15 protein-coding genes are annotated in these 23,654 nt (G+C 48.1%); 7 read left to right on the top strand and 8 right to left on the bottom strand.

The window, feature by feature from the left end; genetic code table 11:
- The 6 genes from LLG96_18515 to LLG96_18490 all read left to right on the top strand — a co-directional run.
- Positions 1 to 642 (top strand): hypothetical protein (locus LLG96_18515; protein MCE5252200.1); only part of this gene is annotated, 642 nt, incomplete at its 5' end.
- Positions 643 to 765: 123 nt separating this feature from the next.
- A complete protein-coding gene (locus LLG96_18510; GenBank protein MCE5252199.1) occupies positions 766 to 2,163 on the top strand; it encodes a HAMP domain-containing histidine kinase in 1,398 nt (465 codons plus the stop codon).
- 285 nt (positions 2,164 to 2,448) lie between these two features.
- On the top strand, positions 2,449 to 2,838 hold the full coding sequence (locus tag LLG96_18505) for a metal-dependent transcriptional regulator (GenBank protein ID MCE5252198.1): 390 nt from the start codon (positions 2,449 to 2,451) through the stop codon (positions 2,836 to 2,838).
- Between the two features lie 12 nt (positions 2,839 to 2,850).
- Positions 2,851 to 3,171, top strand: coding sequence for a ferrous iron transport protein A (locus LLG96_18500; GenBank protein MCE5252197.1), 321 nt, complete (start codon positions 2,851 to 2,853; stop codon positions 3,169 to 3,171).
- On the top strand, positions 3,119 to 5,176 hold the full coding sequence (feoB, locus tag LLG96_18495) for a ferrous iron transport protein B (protein ID MCE5252196.1): 2,058 nt from the start codon (positions 3,119 to 3,121) through the stop codon (positions 5,174 to 5,176). Before LLG96_18500 ends, feoB begins: the two co-directional genes overlap by 53 nt.
- Positions 5,177 to 5,294: 118 nt before the next feature.
- The gene (locus tag LLG96_18490; protein ID MCE5252195.1) at positions 5,295 to 7,508 is read left to right on the top strand and encodes a methyltransferase; all 2,214 of its coding nucleotides are present in this window, start codon (positions 5,295 to 5,297) and stop codon (positions 7,506 to 7,508) included.
- A 168-nt stretch (positions 7,509 to 7,676) separates the two neighbouring features.
- Here LLG96_18490 and amrB read toward each other — a convergent pair whose 3' ends face one another.
- The 7 genes from amrB to LLG96_18455 form a co-directional block, all read right to left on the bottom strand.
- A complete protein-coding gene (amrB, locus tag LLG96_18485) occupies positions 7,677 to 9,218 on the bottom strand; it encodes an AmmeMemoRadiSam system protein B (GenBank protein MCE5252194.1) in 1,542 nt (513 codons plus the stop codon).
- Between the two features lie 16 nt (positions 9,219 to 9,234).
- Positions 9,235 to 10,395 carry an AmmeMemoRadiSam system radical SAM enzyme gene (gene amrS, locus LLG96_18480; protein ID MCE5252193.1) on the bottom strand — a complete coding sequence of 387 codons (1,161 nt, stop codon included), beginning with the start codon at positions 10,393 to 10,395 and terminating at the stop codon, positions 9,235 to 9,237.
- A 189-nt stretch (positions 10,396 to 10,584) separates the two neighbouring features.
- Complete coding sequence (locus LLG96_18475; GenBank protein MCE5252192.1) at positions 10,585 to 13,134, bottom strand: hypothetical protein; 2,550 nt, start codon at positions 13,132 to 13,134, stop codon at positions 10,585 to 10,587.
- Between the two features lie 63 nt (positions 13,135 to 13,197).
- Positions 13,198 to 14,664 (bottom strand): O-antigen ligase family protein, encoded by a 1,467-nt coding sequence (locus LLG96_18470; GenBank protein ID MCE5252191.1) that lies wholly within the window; start codon positions 14,662 to 14,664, stop codon positions 13,198 to 13,200.
- 201 nt (positions 14,665 to 14,865) lie between these two features.
- Positions 14,866 to 16,425 (bottom strand): SUMF1/EgtB/PvdO family nonheme iron enzyme, encoded by a 1,560-nt coding sequence (locus tag LLG96_18465; protein ID MCE5252190.1) that lies wholly within the window; start codon positions 16,423 to 16,425, stop codon positions 14,866 to 14,868.
- 213 nt (positions 16,426 to 16,638) lie between these two features.
- On the bottom strand, positions 16,639 to 17,730 hold the full coding sequence (locus LLG96_18460; GenBank protein MCE5252189.1) for a DUF362 domain-containing protein: 1,092 nt from the start codon (positions 17,728 to 17,730) through the stop codon (positions 16,639 to 16,641).
- Between the two features lie 171 nt (positions 17,731 to 17,901).
- Positions 17,902 to 19,539 carry a response regulator gene (locus tag LLG96_18455; protein MCE5252188.1) on the bottom strand — a complete coding sequence of 546 codons (1,638 nt, stop codon included), beginning with the start codon at positions 19,537 to 19,539 and terminating at the stop codon, positions 17,902 to 17,904.
- A 981-nt stretch (positions 19,540 to 20,520) separates the two neighbouring features.
- On the opposite strand from LLG96_18455, the gene LLG96_18450 reads away from it, so the two are divergent.
- On the top strand, positions 20,521 to 21,060 hold the full coding sequence (locus tag LLG96_18450; GenBank protein ID MCE5252187.1) for a hydrolase: 540 nt from the start codon (positions 20,521 to 20,523) through the stop codon (positions 21,058 to 21,060).
- Positions 21,061 to 21,172: 112 nt separating this feature from the next.
- On the opposite strand, the gene LLG96_18445 is transcribed toward LLG96_18450, so the two are convergent.
- Positions 21,173 to 22,918 (bottom strand): carbon starvation protein A, encoded by a 1,746-nt coding sequence (locus LLG96_18445; protein ID MCE5252186.1) that lies wholly within the window; start codon positions 22,916 to 22,918, stop codon positions 21,173 to 21,175.
- Positions 22,919 to 23,654: the final 736 nt, after the last annotated feature.

The raw sequence follows: 23,654 nt of genomic DNA, 5'->3' as shown, positions 1-23,654 counted from the left end.
ACGTTTTCGAATTTTGGAGAAAACCTCCAGCTGGCAGTCGCGATTGTTAATCCGTATTCGTGCAAATCAAGGCAGCTCCCTGATTTTGTGACTACGGAAGGCGGCGTAATGATTGATGGGATCGATATCCCCATCTGCGACAGGGATACGGATGACAGCAAATTCGACCGCGTCGGTGTCAGCGCACGGCTCGGGTGGAAGAACAAGATGCTCAATGTCGGCGTCGACGCCTATATGAGCGATCCGAAAGAAGGTGTAACCGGTGCAAAATCCCGGTATGGTGTTGATGGCGAATTGAAGATGGAAAACGGCCTTCTCATTCAGGGTCAGTTCACCATGGCGCAAACCGTAAACGTCAAGATATACGACGGTACCGTGGAAGACCTCGATCATTTCGGCGCTGAAGGACTTGTCGGCTGGGAAAAGGACAAAATCGGTCTGTACGCCCGTTACGGCATGATGTCCTATGACGACAAGCTTCAGGATGTGAATTCAATCATGCTTTCGGCAGTATACAAAATTCATCCTCGCATTCATCTGCGCCTTGAAGGTCTTATAAACGGTGAGACTGAAGATGCTAAAAAAGGCTGGGCTGAAGCCGACAACAATGTCCTGTTCTTCGAAACTCTGTTTGCCTGGTAAAAGTGTTTTTAAAAATCATGGTTCGCAGGGGGTGTATGTCAATCATACATCCCCTGATTTTTTTTGCATAAACATCTTAAAAGTATTAAATTACTATTATAAAACAGGAGCTCATGAAGGAAAATGAACGCGTCTTCGAAGACTGCAACCAATTCCGTCAGGGTAATAACCTCTCCGCAGGAGCCATACATATGGCGGCCAAAGTGGTTCCTTGCAATGAGATTTATTGCCATAACAGGAGTCTCGATAGCGCTCATAGCATCCCGGACTGTTTTTCATATCAAGACCTTCGACTTTCGTGCTCTCTGGGTGTTGACAGCACTTCTTCTGGTCTGTAACATCCTCTATGTTCTCTACTACCGGTATGCCCGTATCGAAGGTTCGGGCGACAAACAAACCATGTCGAAACGGCTGGTTCGCTTCATCACGGTCCAAATCAACATAGACCTTGTTCTCCTCACGCTCATGCTTCATTTCAGCGGCGGCGCAACAAATCCGTTCGTATTCTATTATTTCTTCCATACCATTCTTTCAACTATCCTGCTCTCGAAACCGGCAGCATATACAGAGGCATCTCTGGCAGCGGTAATGTTCAGCGCGATGACGCTGTTCGAGGGAGAGGGCATTTTGAAGCATTATGCTCTATTTCAGGCCAAATATCACACGACACCGCTGTTTATTATCAGCATGATCAGTGCGGTGCCCTCGGCGCTCTACATCACCGTGTACTTGGCTTCTTCCATTATGGAACGTCTGCGGCTTCATAGAATCGAGCTGGAAGTCACACTCGATGAAGTCCGCCGTCTCGAAATGGAAAAATCACGGTTCCTCGATGTAGTTGCCCATGATCTCAAAAGCCCCATAGCATCGATTGAAAGTCTTGTTACATCGCTCCTCTCGGTACAAGGCGATAAAATCGAACCATCGGTGAAACAGACACTCGAACGTATTCCGAAACGCACGAAAGACCTGATCAGTTTTATCCAGGAACTTCTCGAATTTTCACGGATCAGCAACCTCAAACAGATCACCATGCAGTTCAAGACGCTCAATTTCCTTCCCATTGTCACCGCAACCGTCGAAATATACATGAGCCAGGCGCTCGATAAAAACATCCGAATATCCGTACAGGCTGACCCCGATATCCCGCCTGTTCTGGGAAGCCGCGAACATCTCGAACATATGGTATCCAATCTTGTGTCGAATGCCATACGGTATACACGGGAAAACGGGTCGGTAACCATTAAAATCACCGCAAAAAACGGCGATGTTTTTCTCACTGTCGCGGACACGGGTATCGGTATCCCGGAAGACGCCCTGCCGAAAATCTTCACCGACTTTTTCCGCGCCTCGAATGCGAAAAAGTTCAGCACATCCGGTACCGGTCTCGGAATGTCGATTACGAAAGCCATTGTTGAAAAACACGGCGGGACGATTTCAGTCCAGAGCCAGGAAGGAGAAGGAACCGCCTTTACCGTCCGTCTTCCCGCCGCCCCGCGGAAAATCAATTCTGCGGAATAACAGCAGCGCCAGAAACACCTTTTCGAAAATCCCCTGAAACACCACATGTCTGGAAATTGGCTGCCACGGTTCGGCACGTAGTAACAATTTACATGCCTTTGACAGTAACAAAACAACACGTTTCATTAGCGGGTGTGTGAAAAAGTATCTTTTTCACCGCCCTCCGAAGATACCCATAAAAAACAAGCTTGATTTTTCACAAATGTTTTGTTATACTACGATAGTTAGGCACTCCTAACATTTTTGATACTATACCGGAAAGAAAGCTCATAAGGAGAAAGAGCCATGATACTCTCCGCGAGTCTGGAAGACTATCTTGAAGCGATTTTTGAACTGTACAAATCCAAACGTGCCGTCCGTGTCCGTGATGTGGCAAAAAAGCTTGGGGTAACCATGCCGAGCGTGAACGGAGCGCTGAAAAACCTTGAAGCCCGCGGACTTATCGAGCATGAAAAATACGAGTATATCGAACTGACCGAATCGGGAAACTTCCATGCCGCGAAAGTAGCCTCCAGGCACAGTCTGATCTTTACCTTTCTGCGCGATGTTCTCGGTGTCGATAAACAAACGGCGCAGACGGATGCCTGTAAAATCGAACACGTTTTAAGCAGTGGCACCGTTGAAAAGATGAACGAATACATAGACCGCTCTCTGAGCAATGCAAAAGAACAATGACAGGAAATACTCATGCACAGGAAAAAAACTTCAGAAACGAATGCAAAAACAGTTAATGATCTTCTCCCCGGAGAACGGGGGTATATATACGAAATTACAGCGCCTGAGTCGATCCGTCAGCGAATCATGGACATGGGAATAATCGAAGGTGTAATGATTGAGATGGTACGGTCAGCGCCGCTTGGCGATCCCGTTCAGATAAAAGTCCTCGATACCCTCCTTGCCCTGCGGAGAAGCGAGGCAAGCATGCTCGTTATAGAAAGCGTCGGAGAAACTGACCATGGACGAAAAAGGTATCGTCATCGCTTTGGCAGGGAACCCCAACAGCGGTAAAACAAGCATCTTCAATTTCATCACCGGATCACGTCAGCACGTCGGCAACTATCCCGGAGTAACTGTAGAGAAAAAAGAGGGGATGGTCCGTGTCGATGATGCGCTTGTCAATTTTATCGATCTTCCCGGCACATACAGTCTCACACCGTTTTCTCCCGATGAATCGGTCGCGCGGCAGGAAATACTCTCCTCTCATGTTTCGGCAATCATCGCCGTCGTCGATGCAACGAGACTTAAAAGAAACCTCTACCTTGTCTCCCAGATTATCGAGATCGGGAAACCGGTCGTAATCGCTCTCAATATGTACGATGAACTCGAAGCTTCCGGTAACACGCTCGATACCGGTCAGCTTTCGACCATACTTGGTGTTCCGTGCGTGAAGACAGTGGGAAACAGGGGAAAAGGGATTACCGAGCTCATGGCGACAGCGCTCAAGGCTGCCCGTAACGAGATTCCCGCTGTCGGCAATCCTCCCCGCTACAGCCACGAGATGGAACATGCCATCACCGATGTTCAGGCAGTCATTCAGGGAAAAACGCCGTTCAACGAGCGGTGGGCCGCGGTCAATGTTCTGCTGTACGAAATGTCGTTCTGCCCCGAAGAAGGAGAATGCGGCATAGACCGTGATAACCTCCACGAAGTGGACACTGTTCGCAACAGGCTCGAACATCTCGAAGGCAGGGCTACTCAGAGCATCGTTACAGCGGGTCGTTATGGTTTTGCAACAGGCGCTGCAGCGGAATGCCTAAAAGAAAAGGTCAGCGTTCACCGGTCGATATCGGAAAAAATCGATTCGGTCGTCACGCACCGGTGGGTTGGATTTCCCATTTTTCTTCTGCTCCTGTGGATCATGTTCCAGACGACATTCACCATGGGAGAGATACCCGGAGCATGGATCAGCAATTTTTTCGAATGGCTCGGACATGGTGTGAGTTCAATGATGTCCGATGGTCTTTTAAAGTCACTTATCGTTGAAGGTGTCATAGCAGGCGTCGGGGGCGTGCTCGTTTTTCTTCCGAACATTATCATTCTGTTTTTTTTCATATCGATTTTCGAAGATACCGGATACATGGCGCGATCCGCATTCATCATGGACAGGATTATGCATTTCTTCGGCCTTCATGGCAAATCGTTCCTTCCCATGCTCATCGGATTCGGCTGTACGGTTCCTGCAATCATGGCCACGAGAATCATAGAAAGCAAACGTGAGCGTCTCATCACCATGTTTATCCTGCCGTTCATGAGCTGCGGGGCACGGCTGCCTGTTTATATCCTGATTGCAAGTACTTTTTTCCCGCCGAAAGCAGCGGGAAATGTCATCTTTTCCCTCTACATCATCGGAATTGCCATTTCGCTGGTAATGGCGAGAATACTGACCTCTTTTCAGGGCTCCACAATTCCTTTCGTCATGGAGCTCCCCCCCTACCGTATACCGACCCTGAGGAGCGTCCTGCTCCATATATGGGAGCGGGCATACATGTATATCCGCAAAGCCGGCACCCTGATTCTTTTACTATCGGTTTTTGTCTGGTTTCTCATGTCGTTTCCGCGATCAACCGGGCCTGTTGGGGCATCTGAACCGGGAAACCCGAATACTGTTCCTGTCAGTTCCACCTATGCGGGAAAAATCGGTAAATTCATCGAACCCGCTCTCAGGCCGCTCGGCCTCGACTGGCGGATTGGTGTAGCGCTCACCGCAGGATTCGCAGCCAAGGAAGTTATAGTATCGTCGCTGGCCACTATCTACACCATTGAAAACGGAAACCACCACCAGGAAGAGTTTACAATAAAAAATGCGCTTCGTCAGGACCCGAATCTCAATCCGGTCAGAGCGTATGGCCTCATGCTGTTCATACTCATCTATGTGCCCTGCATCGCTGTGCTCGCAACCGTTAAAAAGGAAGCGGGAGGATGGAAATGGGTCATTCTCATGGTGATATATACGATAACGCTGGCGTGGCTCGTCAGTTTTACGTTCGTAACTATCGCTTCCCATATTTTCTGACACGACCATAACAGACAGTAAGACATTGACAACACATGGCTGGATACGTTTATTTCCTGCATTGCACATAAGTATTTCCTGTAGTTTTTTTCATACGGAGTACCGTTAAAGGGAACTTATGGAATTCTCGGTATTTCTGCTCGGTGTTCTGGCAATGATCGCGCAGGCGGCATTCCTCCGTGAAGTGCTCGCCACATTCCGCGGAGGCGAACTGACCATCGGAACGGCGCTCCTGTTCTGGCTTTTCTGGACAGCCGTCGGAAGCGGAATCATGAGCCGGTTTGCATCCCGAACCGGTTCGCCGGAACGCCGTTTTCACTCTCTGCTTCCCTGGTATGGGGTCATGGGATATCTCGGCGTTACGGTCATTGCCGACATTCCCTTCCTCGCCCGCCTGACACCCGGAGAGCTTGTACCGTTCGATCTCCAGGTCATCGCGCTCGGCCTTGCGTTCCTCCCGTTCAACGTGATTGGAGGAATGCTGTTCACCCTCGGCGTCCAGACCCTCGAACAGAAGAATAATCCCTTCGCCGGAAAAGCGTTTACAATCGAGGCTTTCGGGTCGGCTGTCGCCGGCGCGGTTATAAGCATCATGTTTGTCGTCATTTTCTCCAATCACCTCCTTGCGCTGATCTGCCCGGCTGTTGCCTGCGCCGGTGCCGTGGCATGGTCGGTGAGAACCAGACGGTTTGTCAGTATCATCGGACTGGTTCTGCCAATGATAGTTCTCATTGCCATGGTATGGGAAAATTCGCGGGCCTCCGATTACATGTATACCGGGCAAAAACTCCTCCGGTCAATCGATACAAAATACGGACGGCTCAGAGTCACCGAGCGCGGAGAGATAAAAACTTTCTATTCAGATGCCTCGGTGCTTTTCAGCGCACCCGACGAGGAAACCGCCGAATATACCGTGCACATTCCCATGCTGGCAGCTCCGAAACACGGCCATGTGCTTATTCTCGGCGGCGGTCCCGGCGGCCTGGCAGATGAAGTTCTCAAATACGGCACTGTGGACAAGGTCACATGCGTGGAGCTGGACCCGTACCTTTTCAAGCTGGCCGATATATACCTCAGGGAAAACTGGAGGACCGATCCGCGGATTGAAACGATATTCATGGATGGTCGGGCATTTCTCGAACGCACCCACACCACATTCGATGTCATCATCATGAATATGCCGCCGCCGCTGTCCGGCTTGACCAACCGGTACTTTACACGGGAGTTTTTCAGGCTCACGGCCAGCCGCCTCCCGGAAAACGGTGTGCTCGGTTTTTCTTTCCCCGGCGCCGAAAATTATGTCCCGGACGACCTTGCCCGCCTGCTTGCATCGATGCGCGCAACCCTTCGTACATCCTTTACGTCCGTAACGATCCTGCCCGGTATAACCTGCCGTTTCCTCGCGTCGAATTCAGCGGGACTTCTCGATAATCTCGGATGGGAAAACCTTGCACAGCGCCGTGAGGCTCTCGGGGTCGAAACGGCTTATGTGCGTGATTATTTTCTCCGGTATACCCTTTCGAGGGAACGTATGGATTCGTTCAACAAGACGCTCGACAGTGTCCCCGACCCTTTCATTAATTCGGATGCCCGGCCCGCAGGCTATTTCACCCTCACCACGATCCAGGGAAAGCTCGAAAGATCCCGTATCATGCGCCCTGTCGAGCCGCTGGAAACCCGTGGCATCCTTTTTGCAGTGATGGTACTCGGACTGGCAGCGGCGGCAGGAGCTGCCCTTTTTCCGGGGAAAGGCGCTTACAGGCGTTCGATCATGGCGACGGTCGCTTCGGTGGGATTAACCGAAATATCGCTCGAGGTGCTTGCGATAATGGCATATCAGTCAATTTTCGGTTTTCTCTATGGCAGGATTGCGCTTCTGACCGGTTCATACATGGCCGGTCTGGCTTACGGCGCACTTATCGGCTCACGAAAAGTCGAGAATGGACAGGCAGGGAAAAAGAATCTTGTGATAATCCAGAGCGTGATGGCATTATTACCACTCATCTGGATTATCCTTCTGCGGTTTCATACCGATTCTTCAGCATCTTCTCTCATGGCTGAGATCATGTTCTATATCATCACCGCACTTGCGGGATTTATCGGCGGTCTCCAGTTTCCCGTCGCCGATTCCCTGTTTAGAAAATCAGGAACCAGCAAATATCCGGGCAGGGGGATTATTTACAGCGTCGATCTCGCCGGTTCATCCATCGGCGCGCTCGTAACCGCATCCCTCATGATTCCCATTCTTGGTATGACCGCCGTCCTCGTATTTCTCGCTGTGCTGAACTGTACGACAGCGGGGGCGCTGTTGATACGGTCGTCATATCAATAAGTCCTGTTCATCATCACCCCTGTCCCCTCTCCCGTAAACAGGAGAGGGGGAAGAAAATACTGCGATAATTCAATGTTTTCGCTCCGTCCTCCTGTTCATGGAGAAATGGTCAGGGATAAAGGCGCGGGAATCAACACCTCGTGACAACCGCTCCAGGGAAGTATGCCGTCATTTAAAAACCTCGGCACTGAACATCTCAATGACAGTCCCCGATTCCTTCCACGCATCTTTGGGGAGACCGGCCTTGAGACAGGTATGTTCGAGGAATGTCTTCCTGTCCCAACCGTACTCGGTGGCCACCTGGGGAAGGAGCAGTCCGCGATTGTATCCCCGGGAAATAATGATGCCGTCCCGGCCTACCTGGATTTCATTGATATCGGTTATTTTTCTGATGGGAGTCAGCACACTGATTTCGAACTCGATGCGGGGAAGTTCATCGGGTTTCACCGGCGGGAATCTTGGGTCTTCGAGCGCGGCGGCTTTCGCCATTTCCGCGACGGTATCGATGAGTGGCTGCGTACCGATTATATGCCCGATACATCCACGGAGCATGCCATCCTTCGTCAGGGTTACAAACGCTCCCCACCGTTCGCCAAGCTTACCGTTCCGGTCGAGATTTCTCGGAACCTGACCGCCGTTGACAACGCTGTCGAGCGTCTGTTTTACCACACCCCTCAGCACGTCCTTTTCGCTTTCGGTCAATCCGAGGTCAACACCGACTTTGACCTCTCCTCCGGTATCGCCGGGAACAGTCAGGGCAGCGGACATATATCCGACAACACTCGAATTATCGCCGGTAACATCACCGGAGTCAGCCATAAAGAGCACAGTCGCCTGCGTTGCCCCGAGCTCCCTGCAAGCCATCATGACAGCGGCTATGGGCGCTCCGCCGCACGCCTCGCATTTCCCCGATGACAGGGCATTCAGCAAACCATCGGGATTGTATGATTCGACATATCCGCGAACCACGGAATCGAGCTTTTTCGCTGTGGCGCCATCATGAAAATGAGAGAGATCGGACGAGGCAACGATGAGTGCGTTTTTTCCCTTCACAGCGGAAGCAACCGCTTTTCCAAGCGCCGTGGCCGATACACTGTCATGATTCCCCATCACAATGGGAACAAGCTTGAAGCTGCCGACAACCGTCTGCAGAAACGGAAGCTGAATCTCAACAGAATGTTCCATCCTGCCCCCATAATCGCTCAGATGCCCGAGATCGGAAGCCTGAACATCATCGGTTGAGGAAAAATCGACAATGGCCTGAGCGGTTTCGGTATCAACAGGAACCTGGCCAAGGGGAGTTGTGTACGCACCACGGGTGTACACCGAACTGAACCGCAGGCGCGGATCGGCGTGATTCGGCGCGATGACCACTATGGTATCATACGACTTGCCCTTGATCTGCCGGTATGCGTAGGCTGCAACGGGACCGGAATACCGATACCCGGCATGGGGGACGATAATACCGACGATCCGGCCAAGGCCCTGGCTTACCTTTGCATTTTCCAGATAATGGGATATCGTTGCCTGTAATTCTTTCGGTTCCGCCTCATACCAGGTTCCGGCAAGCGCCGATGGCCGGATGTCATGGGGATTTATGTTATTCGTCGTCATCTTTTTTCCCTCCTGAGTATTTTCAGTATGCCCGTCACATGCAATAGCCGCCGTTATAACCGTCAGAAAAACCATTGTTATTGTCAGCCTTGTCATAAAGACCGCCGCCTTTCTATGCCCAGACACCGGGGATGGGAGTTCCGCAGAAACCACAGGCGCCCTGCTTAATATTGATGTATCCGATTGAATATCCGCCGCGCTCGATAACGGTTTTGCCGCATTTCGGGCAGTACGTTGATTCGCCGGGATGCCCCGGTACATTGCCGACATACACAAACCTCATGCCTTTACCCATGAGAATCGAACGAGCCCGTTCAAGGGTCGAGACCGGAGTAACCGGAAGATTCGTAAGGAGATACATGGGATGGAAACGGGTAAAATGCACAGGGACATCCGGGCCGATTTCACTCATGAGCCAGTCAGCCATTGCATTGAAATCCCTGTCGTTATCGTTGAGGGTCGGAATGGTCAGATGAACGAGCTCGATCCATATCCCCCGTTTTTTCAGGAGCTTGATTGTGCTGAGAACGCTGTCACGGTCTCCGCCGGTCACATCCTTGTAGAACTGTTTCGAAAACGCCTTGAGGTCAACCTTATAGGCTGTTATAACCTCGCAGAGGCGTTCGACCGGCTCTGCCTTGACGAAACCGTTGGAAATCACGATGCTGTGGATTCCTTCCTTTTTGCCTGCGGCGGCGCAGTCATATACAAATTCGGTGAAAACCGTAGGCTCGTTGTAGGTATAGGCAATCGAGACGGACCCGGATCTGACCGCGCTTTTTGCCACATCTTCGGGAGTCATGGACTGGGAACGGAGTTGTTCGGGCTTCGATTGGGATAATTCCCAATTCTGGCAGAATTTACATTTGAGGTTGCATCCCGCCGTGGCGATGGAAAATGCCTTTGTTCCGGGGAAAACATGGAAGAACGGCTTTTTCTCGATAGGATCGACATGTGATGACGCGACCTTACCGTATACAAGAGTATAGAGCGTTCCTCCGCGATTTTCACGTGTGCCGCAATATCCTCTGTCGCCTTCCTGTATCAAGCATTCACGAGGACAGACATGACACTGCGTCATTTTATCCTGCAATTTTTCATAAAACCGCGCTTCAACAGGTCCGGCAGAACCGGATGACACCGTATCGCCGCTTTCAGCCGTTCCGCATCCCGCGCAGTATGCGGCAGCCGCGCACAGCCCGAGGCCAAGAAAACGACGGCGGGGAACCGTGGACGACAGATTTTCGGACTGATATGAGGAAATATATTTCATGGTAACATCACGACCTTTCTCCGGCTTTCCTCCAATACACTCTATAGTGTAATATACTTCATGAATTGTGTCAAGCGATGGTGATGGAAACCTCTGTAAAAGAATAATCCGGTCAGGAAAAGAAGCATTTCTATTCTTGTAGTGTATTGGAAGCAGGCTTCGCCGCCTGAAGATGATACGCGCGGGTATTTACTGCTGGTCAGGAGGTTTTGTTCCGGCCAGAACACGGAGTTCCGGCGGCAATTCATTGAGACGGTTGAATTTTCTGAGAAACAAAAACAGGGCCTTGATGGCGCGGACATCCTGTTTATTAGTAATAAATGCCTGCTCGTACAGCTTATGGGCGTTTTCAAATCCTCCCATTTTTTCAGCGATATAGCCCATGTTGATAAGACGCCTGCTTTCCTGGAATTTACGGGCGGTATCCCAGTCAACAGTGCCGGTGAATATCTGGTCTACGGGCTCCATTATTTGTAAGAACTGACGACGCATTTCGATAGGTCCTGTCGTCTCTTCGTTCCAGTGAGAGATAGGTGCGGTAAATTCAAGGGTGGGCATATCATCGGTAATGAGCGGATAGTTTCTGCTTGCTTCGAGCAGTCTGGCGCGGGAACAGATATAATTTCCGGCCAGGGCATAAATGCTCCCGTTCTCGATACGAACCATGTCTTTGAGAGCCCCGTCGGGAAGAGGTTTCGAAGGATCTACGCGCATTTCCGTATCCGATCCGAGAAGAATACCGTCGCCATCGTTCAGGAAAAAGAGAACATGGTCGAACGATTCGGCAAATGTCCGTATGAGGCTCCATGTATCCGCGACACCGCTGTTATAGATCGGTATCCACTGGGCAACGACACCGCCGGGTTCGAGCGTCCGTTTACATGCATGGTAGAACTCGTATGAATAGAGATTAACCGTGCCGCGCGTATAAGGTTGAAGCGGCTCGGCTGTTACGATATCGAATTTCTCGTCTGTTCCGGCAAGAAAAAAACGGCCGTCATCGATAATGATCTCGCTCCGGGAGTCCTCGAGTATCCCGTGATTCTCTTTCGTAAATCTGCCCCTGCATGCCTTTATGATCTCGGGATCGATCTCGACACAGTCGATCCGCTCGATCGGATAGAGAAGGCATGTGCCGAATGTCTGACCGGTTCCGAAGGCGATTCCAGCAACCTTTTCAGGGTTCTTATGAAAAAGCACCGGATAATGAGCCAGAAGCGCATGGGTTCCTTCTCTCGATGTACTGGAAACCCACAGATTGTCCATCCAGATTTTCCGGAAACTGTTTGTCTTGTTGGTTATCCATATAGTTGATGACTGACCCTCGTTCATGTACTCGACATACTCACCCGGTGTCAGACGGCGGGCGAGAATCGAAGCCGGAATATTCAGACGCCACATGATAAGGAATCCGATGAAAAAAACAACGATACACGTGCCGATAATCAGCGTGACATTATCTTTTCCCATACGAGATTTATGGATAAAATACAGTGCGGGAATCAGAATCAGGGTGATACAGAGAATAACGGTTCCGGTAATCCCGATAAGAGGAATGAGTATGAATACGGTCGCAAGAGAGCCAAGAAGCGAACCGGCGGTATTTATCGCATAAATGATGCCGACCCTGTTGGAAAGCTCACGGAGCTCGTGGGCATAAAGTCCTACCCCTATCGGGAGCGAAAGCCCCATGAGAAACACCGGAGCGAAACCGAGGAAAAAAACGAGGACGGCTGTAAGAATGGAAAGCCTGATAAATGTGATATAAAGAGCGGGACTGGTCGAGTATGCAACGGACGATGTAAAAGGATAAAGAATAAAACCGGCCGCGATGGTAAATGCGATACCCGCCAGTATGTATCCGAATGTACGTTCGTTACGCATTCTCTGAGGTATGAGTACCGGAAGCATGAGGCCCCCCAGACCAAGCCCGAACAGAACCATGGTGATAACGATCGAATAGAGGTAGGTGGTATTGTTCGAAACGAGAAGCAGCATGCGGAGCCAGACCATCTCGAGCGTAAGACCGACAAACCCTGTAATCGCCAGTGTCACGATGAATCGTGTTCCTTTTTCAGACCGCGCCGGTGTTCTGGACTTTTTAATTTCCTGATCCGCGACAGGCGCCGACTTGAATTTTCTGCTCACCATGAGGGCGATAACACCCATGGTAATATTGATACTGACGGCGAGAATGATGGAACGGGTTATTCCCATATACCTGATCAGAACGAACCCGACAAGAAGTGTGCCGAACATTGCGCCGAGAGTATTAAATGCATACAGAAGACTCGTATTGACGATGATATCCTTTTTTTCCTGCGTAATCGCCCGGATAAGGACGGGGAGTGTTCCACCCATGATAAATGTCGGAACAAGGAGAATCAGGAGCGATACGACCAGCCGGACAATGACGCCGGTAACCGTATCGGCATGAGTATCAAAGGGGAGAGAATAAATAAACCGTGAAAGCATGGAAATCGCGCCAAATACGAGCAATCCGGCAACACCGAGAATTATTTCGAGAATACCGTACAGGCGGATACAGTTTTTCACTTTCAGGGCATATTTACCGAACAACCTGCTTCCCAGTGCAAGGCCGCCCATGAAAGCGGCGACCACAACCGACATGGAAATCACCGTCCCGCCGAAAACGAGCCCGAACAGCCGTATCCATATAACCTGGTATGTCAAGGCGCATGCACCCGAAAGAAAAAAAACGGTTAAAAGGATTCCCATGGTCGATCAACCTTTAAAATCAGGTGATTGTAGTGGCAGGTCGCGACCTGTCACTACCGTTTTTCACGAGACCGTGACCGCTTCACCGGCAGGTTCGGATGGATTCATCGATTCTATAAGAGGAATAGCGAACAGCAGCCCGATTGACAGCCAGAACATATTGTTAAAGGGGTCCGATGCAAAGGTGAAATTCACAATGAATCCCACAAACAGTGATGTTAATCCGATCTGAGCGTTTTTAAGGAAATCATCGACAAGCGATTTACTCGTTCTGATCCCATGAAACAGGATGGTAAAGAACAGCCAGACAGCGACAGTAATCCCGACCAAGCCCTGCTCGGCAAGAATTTTTGCCTGTATGGTGTGTGCTTCTTTTACCCAGATCATTCCTTCAGGCATATCGGGATCCATGTATTCATACGAATTATAGGCAAAACCGCCTGCACCAACTCCCAAAATGGGACTCTCCTCCCACATCCAGATCGCTGATTTTATCAATGAGAGCCGTGACGACGATGACCGGTCACTCGAAGGATCAAAAATCGATCCGAATCTGTCGTAAACCGCTTCGACAACAACAGGCTGTGTTATTGCTAGAATCACAAACACTGCTACTGCCCCGATGAGAAAATAAAATATGTACGACCATTTCCGATGAAGCAGGACCACGACCAAAACACCGGCGAGCGTTGAAAGCCACGATCCCCGTGAAAATGATATAAGGAGAGCCACACCGGTAACACCAATCGAGGTTATAAGCAATATCCGCAGGAATAGTGATTGCTTCTTCTGAAATAAAAGAGCAAATGCGGGTATAATACCGACCATGAGGAAACAACCCAGCGCATTGGGATTGCTGAATGTCCCGGTTGACCGGTAAACGGGCATTCCGAGCTCCGTGGCTACCTTACGGACAATCGGAGCGAAAATCGACCCCTCATTGAGCAACTGATATATCGAAAGAACGGAAACTAAAAAAGGAACCAGTATTATAGTCCATAAAATTAGATATGCCCGCCACTTTTTGTTCGTAAGGACCATAATAACCAGCGTGACAAGGGCCATGAATATCATCCGGGCGACCTCGAAACACCCCGAATCGAAATCCGGAGAGTAGATAATCGAGATCATCATAACCGAAAGAAACGCGAGTAACGGTGGCCAGAGCGATGTTACGGGGATAGCAATTTTCTTTTTCAGGAGAAGATGAAGAAAAACACTGAACAATGTCAGCACCATGGCGAGATGAAAATAGGTGAGCCGTATAATCGATTGATCGGATGCTTCGGCGATCTTTCCAAGAAAATCAAATCCCGTTGAGACAATCATTGCCACAACACCCAGGGCAGGCTCAATAGGAATACCGATTACCAGAAAAGGAGTTAACGTAATGCCGGCAAAATACGCCCATGTAATCTTGTCGCCGAAAAGAATAACAACCATGGTAATCAATTCGAATACGACGAGACCCCAGAATATCTTCCTGGTATTGATTACACGGCTGCTCAGTCTGTCAGCCGGCAAACCCATACTGTTCACGAGTGACTTTAAAATATCACATTCTCCTTTTCATGGTCAGCATTCCCGCGCAGGGGATACAATGAAACCCAACAGATCATGCCGAACCCATTCCGGCATGTATTACGGATAGTGGATTTCATTATGTATCAAAAAAACCGGAACCATCTGATCCGAATGCTCTTTCATCTGCTGCCTCACGGGTGATGCGGTTCAATCCTTATATCCCTCGGCAAGACGAATGGTACGGAAACCGATCTCCCCGGATGCACGGGCCAGGGGGATGTTCGCCTTGTCCGCAACCCTTCCCGCGCGGAAGCATCCGAAAGCGGACCCGCCCTTGGCTGTTTTATTTATACCGCTATCCGGGCCGAGGGGATCGACGAGGAGTGAATCAGCCCATGATTCCTGATAATACTGCTGCCAGTCCCATACCCACTCGTACACATTACCGCTCATATCGCTCACACCGTCATGTGAATCGCCCTGCGGGGAAAACCAGCCTACCGGCGACATCACATCATCGAATCCATCGGCATTAAGCTGCGTATTCATCGGATACCAGTTTCCGGGATCGGGACCGTATGCATATTCGCGGCCATCGGTCCATGCACCAGCAAGCTCCCATTCGGCATCGGTCGGAAGCCGATACCCGGGAGCATCAAAGTCACAGCTCCAGTCAGTAAGATCATAACACTGCCGGTAACCATCAATGAGACTGCGTTCATTACAGTAAAATACGGCGCCATACCAGGTGACATAGGACATCGGGAGGCGTTCATGCCCTTCTTTCATCTTGAAAATCCCATCCTGGTATACGATTCCGATATTGGTGGTTTTCTCGGGCGTATCAAGCTTGAAAAGGAGCTGTTCATTGCCTTCCGTATTATGTACCTCGAGCGAGTCGATCCTCAGGGCTCCACGGCCCAGAGCATGATTCATGACTTTACTGAACAGTTCGGCAGTCGTCTCGTATTTATCCATGTAAAAATCACGGGTGATCTTGACCTGATGAAGGGGACGGGTATAATGATACCAGATACTGCCCCGTGTATACGTATTTTTATGGACGAGCTGCATTTTGTCCATGAATCGTATGACAGTTAAAACATCATAGGCTCCGTCCACAATGGTCATGGGACCGACAACCAGGGTTTCGGCATCGGGATGGGTTACGGTTACCAGATAGAGGATATCTTCGCTGTTTTTATACACACCCGCAGGGATGCTTTTTTTCGGTATCCATGAAGCGGTAGCCGAATCCATCATAAGCATTTTTGAAGAAAGTGAGCGGCTTCCCGCAATCATACGGTACAGATAGACACCAGCCGAGCATGGTTTACCGAAATCATCGGTGCCATCCCAGAAAACAGTATAAAAACCCGGCTCGCGATAACCGTCGCTCATCGTCCGTACATGCTGTCCGACGATATTGTATATATCAAAATGAACCTCCGAGGAACTTCCGATGCTGTAAGAAATTCTCGTCCGCGGATTAAATGGATTGGGAAAATTTCCATAAAGTCCGAACGGCATCGAGGAACTCTCAGCCACTCTGGAAGGCGAAAGCTCGAATTGGAATGTTCCGGTGGTATCGGTAACAACGGTGAATTTCATCGCCGAATCAGCGAGATTTTCAATAGTAACCGTGGCAGATGCGGCAGGCCGGCCTATATCGTTGACTACCATCCCTGAATACGAGAGAGCACCAGCGACAGACCCGGTAAAAAAAATACAACCCAGAATAGTAAGTATCACGTACAGTCGTTTCATACATTCCCCCATCCATAACAACTTCTTGAGAGTCTTTCCACCACATGGATGCATACTTTTTTTAAAACATCTGAACTCATCAAAAAGTTGCATACAAAAATCAAGAAAGATACAATAGATAAATATACTATTTGAAATTAGTTTAAACAAGAAAGAAGTCGCATGAAGAAATAGCAGTGTAATAGGAAGGAACGACGGGGTATATGTATGAATTTATTCAGGATAGTCTCCAAACAGTCTCCCCCATGGGCTTTCATCGAGCCACCGTTCAACGATTTTCCTGCCTTTGAGAGGGTACCAGAAACGGTCATGGTAGAACTCGCTGGCAAATATGAAGATATTGACAAGCGGCGTATGAAACAGGAGTTTCTGGAAAATTTTCAGGGGGGTTCTCAAAAGCAACATGCTTACGCCGGTGTTAAGATTGTATCCGACCCTGAAATTCCAGCGTTCATTCAATACTTCAGGCATACCGACTATTTCAATTGACCGGGGATCGCCCTGTCCGAGCCCGCGACCCGTTGCATGGGCAATATAGGGGATACTCATGGGTTCAAATCCCATAACCATTGCGGTTACGGCATCAATAGCAACCTGATCGCTCGATGCAAAAATGACATCCTTCTGATACGGAACCAACGTTCGGGGCCCGGGCCCGCTCCCGGCAGTCGTACCGTCCATGGTGCAGAAAATACCGGTGTGAATCTCCTTCTGTATCGCCAGAAGGTCCACGAGCGTATCATGAATCCATGTATGGGTGTAGTGACGATGTTCACTCAGAAGGCCGCCGAACGCATTCTTCATGGCGCCCGTAGTAACCGTATAAGAATGTGTTTTGACTGTGGGAAAGTGAACGATGTTTTTACCGATAAAGAAATCGGGTATATAAATACCATCGGGGAAAATACGGTTTAAAACAGCCATGGCCGCACGTGGTTCATACCTGATCCACTGCATATCCCCGTTATCAAAGTTATACTTGACCGGTATATTGTACTTCTTCAACACAGGGCCGAATTTATTGTAGCGATCCCCCTGATCGGCAATGGTCACAACGGTTTTATTGTGAACAGCGACCAGATTTTGAAACCCTTGCTTTTCAAGAGCGAGAATAGTACCTTCAAGCTGCCATGGGGTAGTATTTGCGCCGGGATACAGAAAATGCCAGCTTATGTTATCCTTCAGGATAGTGGCGGAAGACTTGTCAAGCGCCTTGTCCATGCCGGCCAGTTCGCACAGACGCTGATAATCATCAAGTACCGTTTCCGGTGATGTTCGCAATACTGCTACTTTTGATTTATTCATATCTGTTCCCGCATGCGATTAATAAGGGCAACCAAAACATATGATAATATATGTAAAAGGAGGAAGTATTTCAAGATACTTATACCGGCAGACTGATGTGAATGGAAATAATCAGGACAGGATATTCAGAACTAAATATCGCTCACTACAGGAGGAGACCGGGAAGCTCTATCACCCGGTAATCATCCGTGCGGCACGCTCGGCTTTTTCTTTGATAACCGGTGCAAGTTCACGGCCAAGATCACGGAATTTCTCGGCAGTATAGCCGATTTTATCAAGCATCTTAGTATCTATTCTGTTTTCAATACTCTCAGGCGTTTCACTCTTATTCAGAATGCTTAAAAAATCCGCTATGTGAATTATCATCACCAGTTCGGAATCATGTCTGGACATCGGTGAATGATGAAATGCAATGACGTCTTTGAAAAAATCAGGAAGATGCCAGTGTTCGGCAAGTGTAGCGCCTATCCCGGAATGTGATATACCCAGAAATTGTTCCTCTTCGGTAATTTGAGGGAATTCGCCTGTTTCGGGATTGAGCATGAACGACATGTATATGTCTGGAAAGAATTTCCAGAGTACAATTTTACCGATATCATGAATGATACCGGCGATAAAGAGATCATCATCGAGTCCCGGTAATTTCGAGATTTCTGTTTTCTCATATATCATCTGCGCTGTAATCGCACAGTACGCAGATTGTTCCCAGACCTTTTTCACCGCTGTCTCGACTTCAGGACTCGTTCTCAGTGTTCCCGTTATACATGCCAGACGCACGAGAGAGAGTATCTCACGGGTTCCCATGAGAGCGACCGCATCCCCGACCGATTTGATTTTTCGCGTGAATGAAAAATGTGCGGAATTCGACATCCTTAAAAGCCGTGCCGTTATCCCGGGATCAAGCTCGATAACTCCGCTGTAATCGTTAACGGTCGCATTCGGGTCGCGAGCGAGTTTCTCAACCCTGAGAAAAATATCCGGGAGTGGCGGTAGTGATTTAATTGAGCTGATATCCCGTATTATCTTACGTCGCTGCTGGAATACCTGGGCTTTTTTCTCGTCAGGTCTGTTTACTAATGCCGCATCAAGACTGTTTTGAAGATTATCCGTACCCGATTCATTTCGAACAACAAAATTATCAAATCCCAGTTTGATAAGTGATTCCTTTAACTGCGGTGAGAAAACATCGGTAAAAAAGTAAACCGGTATCTTGAGTTTTGCTACGACAATCCTGAGCAGCCGTGTCATTACCAGTGTTTTGTCTTCATTCGTTGCATCTACGACTATCACCCGAACGTTATTGGCTGGTTTTTTCAACGCATCGATCGATCCCTGCCAATCAGACTTTGAAATTACCCTGAATTTCCGCTTTTGTAAAAGGTCTCCCGGTACAAAAGTCGAAGGTTCATTGATAATATCCTCGTTCTCGGTTATAACAAGAATCGAAGGCGGCCCGGAAGCCCGCACATCCCCTTGCGATACAACCGGTTTCTTTTTTGCGGGGATCGTCGAACTGATAAGCGACTCCAATTTATCAAATTCAACCGGCTTTGGGAAAAAATCGCTGACATCATATTCCTGCAGGCTGTCCAGGAGCTGTTTGTCAATAAACTTAGCAATGACAAAAATAGGCATTTTAAGCCCTCTTTTCCTGAGGGCAACAATCAAACTGGCTCCGGTAACGTCCTTAAGCGAATTGTCTACAATAATAACATCGGGTTGATGCGTCTTTATATGCTTAAGTATTGACCGGGGTTCGTCCACAACTATAAAATTGTATCCTTTGGAAGTAAAATATTCATCGAACATCGCATATTCGGATGAATTGGTACTGACGAAGATAATTGTATTACCGTTTTGCATTTTTATTCCGGATGTATGGATAATTATCTTTAAGGAACAGCACGTTATACTTATTTACGAGTACTTGATATCAAATAATATTACTATCATAAGATGCTTTTTTAAAAACCTCTTTAAACAATAAATATACCATGCAATATTTTTTATTCCAAGTGAACAATTCAATCATTATTCGATAACCGGGGGGATAATCCAATTATTACCATTACAGTGTCTTATACGGTCCAGCAGGCATATCTGTTTTTCCCCATCGATACATTCCCTGAAGGAGAAAAATCATCTACAGACATTTCATTTTATAATAAATAATGTCAACAATAACAAGTATAAAAATTATTTCCGGTTATTCCCCCATTTTTAAAAACACCTTTGAAATTATTCTTTTCTCTTCAAGACCAGGAGGGCTGTGAAAAAGTATATTTTTTCGCACCTCATAACGAAATGTGTCGTTTTGCTGCTGTCACAGGCATGTAAACATGTTCCCGCATCATTAATCGGGAATAGGCACTTCGTACCAACCATTAACAGCTTATATACACGTAAATGGTGTTTATCACAACGCTTTAAAAGTATGAAACGGTATAGAATATCTGAAGGAGATGTCCTTTCTTCTTTTTATGACAGCCCGGATTGAGAAAAGGTAATAAACAATAAGTTTCAGGAAGAAATATACTATATTATTTAAACATATTAGCAATTATTCGTAATTCGTATTAAAATTATTTTTACCTATACAAATCTGCGAATATTCCTGATTATCCCGCCCGGTTTTTTTATCATTGATACGGACTCAAACAGTAACACCGATAAAAAATGAAACCGCTGATAATGTTGAGATAATTGAAAAAGATGTTGTACCACATGCAGATATTACGTAAAATATCATAGTGTATAATAACTGCTCATTGGAAATCACAGGGAGCCAAGATGTTGAAAAAATACAGAACAATCCTGATTGTCACCGATATTCAGGGAAACCTGGCGAATCTCATGCATGAACGTGATGCGCTCTACAAAAATACAGGAATAATCATTGACGGAATCAGGATTCTCCGGATTCCCATTCTCTGGGTAGAACAGTATCCGAAAGGTCTCGGCCCCACGGTGCCGGAAGTTGCGGCTCACCTTGAAGGATTCAGGCCGCTGCCGAAAAAAACGTTTTCATCACTCAAAGAACCGGCAATCAGGGAAAGTATCGCCTCTTCCGGTCGTGACCAGGTCCTGCTCGTCGGAATAGAAACGCATGTATGCATATACCAGACTGCCATGGATCTTCTCGACCAGGGTTTTGAAACCCATGTCGTAGAGGATGCAGTTTCCTCGCGGACAGCCTCAAACAAGCACATCGGTCTCACAAAAATCGAACGCGCCGGCGGTCACATCACCAGCGTCGAGACGGCATTGTTCGAACTTCTCGAAACAGCAGAGGGCGAAGAATTCAAAAAAATTATCACTTTGGTGAAATAATATTTCAGTATACCTCGCAGACGCTGTTCAATAACCGCTGATAGAGTATTCCACCGATTCATGAATGCACACGATGAAATACCTCAGCGCCGTATTGTCACCGGATTGAAACTCAGGCCTCCCCTGATTCGACTTTCACGGGACGTAAGAATGTCCGGATCGCAAGTCCGACTACAGCCAGTGCAAGAATAAACAGCAGAATATCCGTCACCATAAGGATGTAATTCGACTTGCTTATGTAATTCCGCAAGAGTATTATCAGCGACGCCAGAGTAGTTACAACCATGAAAACGGCAGGAACAAGCGCAAAGAAGTATTTCCTCCCCTTCATGAGCAGCCATGCCGAAACAGCAATCAATCCAAGAGCTGCGAGGAGCTGGTTTGCGGCGCCGAAAATCGGCCATAGAGTGCTGAAAGCGTTCGAATATGCGAGCACCCACATCAAAACGACGGACAGGCCTGAATTAAACCAGTAGCTCCGAACAAGAGCTGGCGGATTCTTGAACAGAATTGTCCAGAGCTCTTCGAACAGATACCGGTTGAGCCTGATAGCCGTATCGAGTGTGGTAACGACAAATCCCTCAACGAGCAAAATCCCGAACACCGTCCCGAGCGCAAGGGGTATTCCGAGTCCTTTGTTAAAAAGATATCCGGCAGCGAGAGAGAATCCGAGAATCGGGTTTGATTTAACACCCGGTTCGGAAGGCCAGACAATGGCTTTGTAGTCCACGAAATTCAAACCGACACCGATGGCTATCAATACACAGACTGCCAGAGCGGATTCAAGGAGCATGGCGTTGTACCCGACATGCCGGGCGGCGCACTCATTCGAGAGCTGCTTGCAGGTTGTTCCGCCCGCGACAAGTGAATGAAACCCGGAAATCGCCCCGCATGCTATGGTGATGAACATCATGGGCCACAGGAGTCCCAGGTGCTGTACCCCGTCTGCAACATTGAAATACGGCGTCGAAATGGTATAACCCCCGAAACCGGAAAGCAGTACGGAAAGAACCATAAGCACGATGCCGAAATAGAGCACATGGGCATTGATAAAGTCTCTCGGCTGCAGGACCATCCAGACCGGCCATCCGGCGGCAAAAAGCACATAAATCGAGATGATGATCATCCATACTTTTGGCGAAAGCGTTACCGGATATTGTATCCCGACCAGCACCGATACGACGCATACGGTTATTGCCAGGGTATGGGCTAAATAAGTTTTAATACCCTTCTTATAAATCAACCACCCGATGAGCGGCGAACACATCGTGATTATAATGACCGACATCGATGCAATGCCGCCGATTCTTCCCATGACGACACCATCGACGATCACGGTTTTGAGAAACGTTTTGCCCTCGGTGACACCGATCTTCTCAAGGGGCCAGAGAGAAGTAAGAGATATCGCTGTCGCTGATAGAAACGATGAGGTAACCAGCACGATCAATAGAATGGTAAAGGCGATAAAGAGATCGAAACCTGCTTTGCCGAGAGTTCTCCGCGCCACGATAGCCATGGATTTACCGCCCTCACGCATACTCGTGAAAAGAACGGTGAAATCATGAACGGCGCCGATAAAAATTCCACCAAGCACAATCCAGAGCCATGCAGGCATGAACCCATAGAGAATGGCCATGGTAGGACCCAGAATAGGACCTGCTCCTGCGATGGATGAAAAATGATGGGCAAATACGACAAAACTCCGGGTCGGAACATAGTCACGGCCGTCATTGTTTGTTACCGCAGGAGTGGTGTGATTCGGCTCCTCACCGATGAGTCGTGCAACATACCGTGCATAAAAACGGCTTGCGAGAAAGAAGGCAATCACTGCAATGAGAAGAAACATGAGCACATTCATGGTAAACCTCCGGGGTATGCAATGGAGCAGATAACCGTAAGGATATGCAAAAACAACATTTTTTACCTGTGTTGTCTCATGCTGCATGATTAAAGAATCAATAAAAAAACAAAAAAACTGACACTCGATTCTTTAAATTTATTTGAACAAAATTTCTCAAAAAAACAGCAAAACCAATGTTGTAATATGAGTTCTTGTTCCCCGTATGTCAATGGTAAATCACTCGGCACGTTCCCACGGAAACAGGAATACAACTTCCCCGCGAACCGTGTGCTGGCGAATAATACCGTTGGCGTTTCGGGATGGGAAATTATGACGAGGGTGATCATGAGCCGGTAGGAAATTTTGCTTTATCATACAGGCATTAATAGATATGACTTTTTAATTTATAACCATTTTGCTCAAAGTGTGATTTATGATATATTTAAAGAAAGCGATTCAGACAGATTCGATAGCGTTGTACTCAGAAGATGAAACCGTGAAGTTTTTTAACTAAAATGTCTTCTACAATACAGATAAAAACTCTCTACGTTCGACGCTCCAATTACATGAGGAAGACAAAACATGAAAATCATTAAACTGGTATTTCTGGTATTATTCGTTGTTCAATGCGCCCCGTATCGTACTCTTCGCAATAGCCCCTCCGTACCAATTTCTTTACACACTGGTAATCCGCACTATTTTCTTTTCCGCAGCAAACCAACGGTGCTGATAACCTCCGGCGAACACTACGGCG

It is taken from the genome of bacterium, from assembly GCA_021372535.1.
Lineage (GTDB): Bacteria > Latescibacterota > Latescibacteria > Latescibacterales > Latescibacteraceae > JAFGMP01.
Note: the sequence above shows the minus strand (reverse complement) of the source record. Positions and strands in the feature narration are given on the sequence as shown.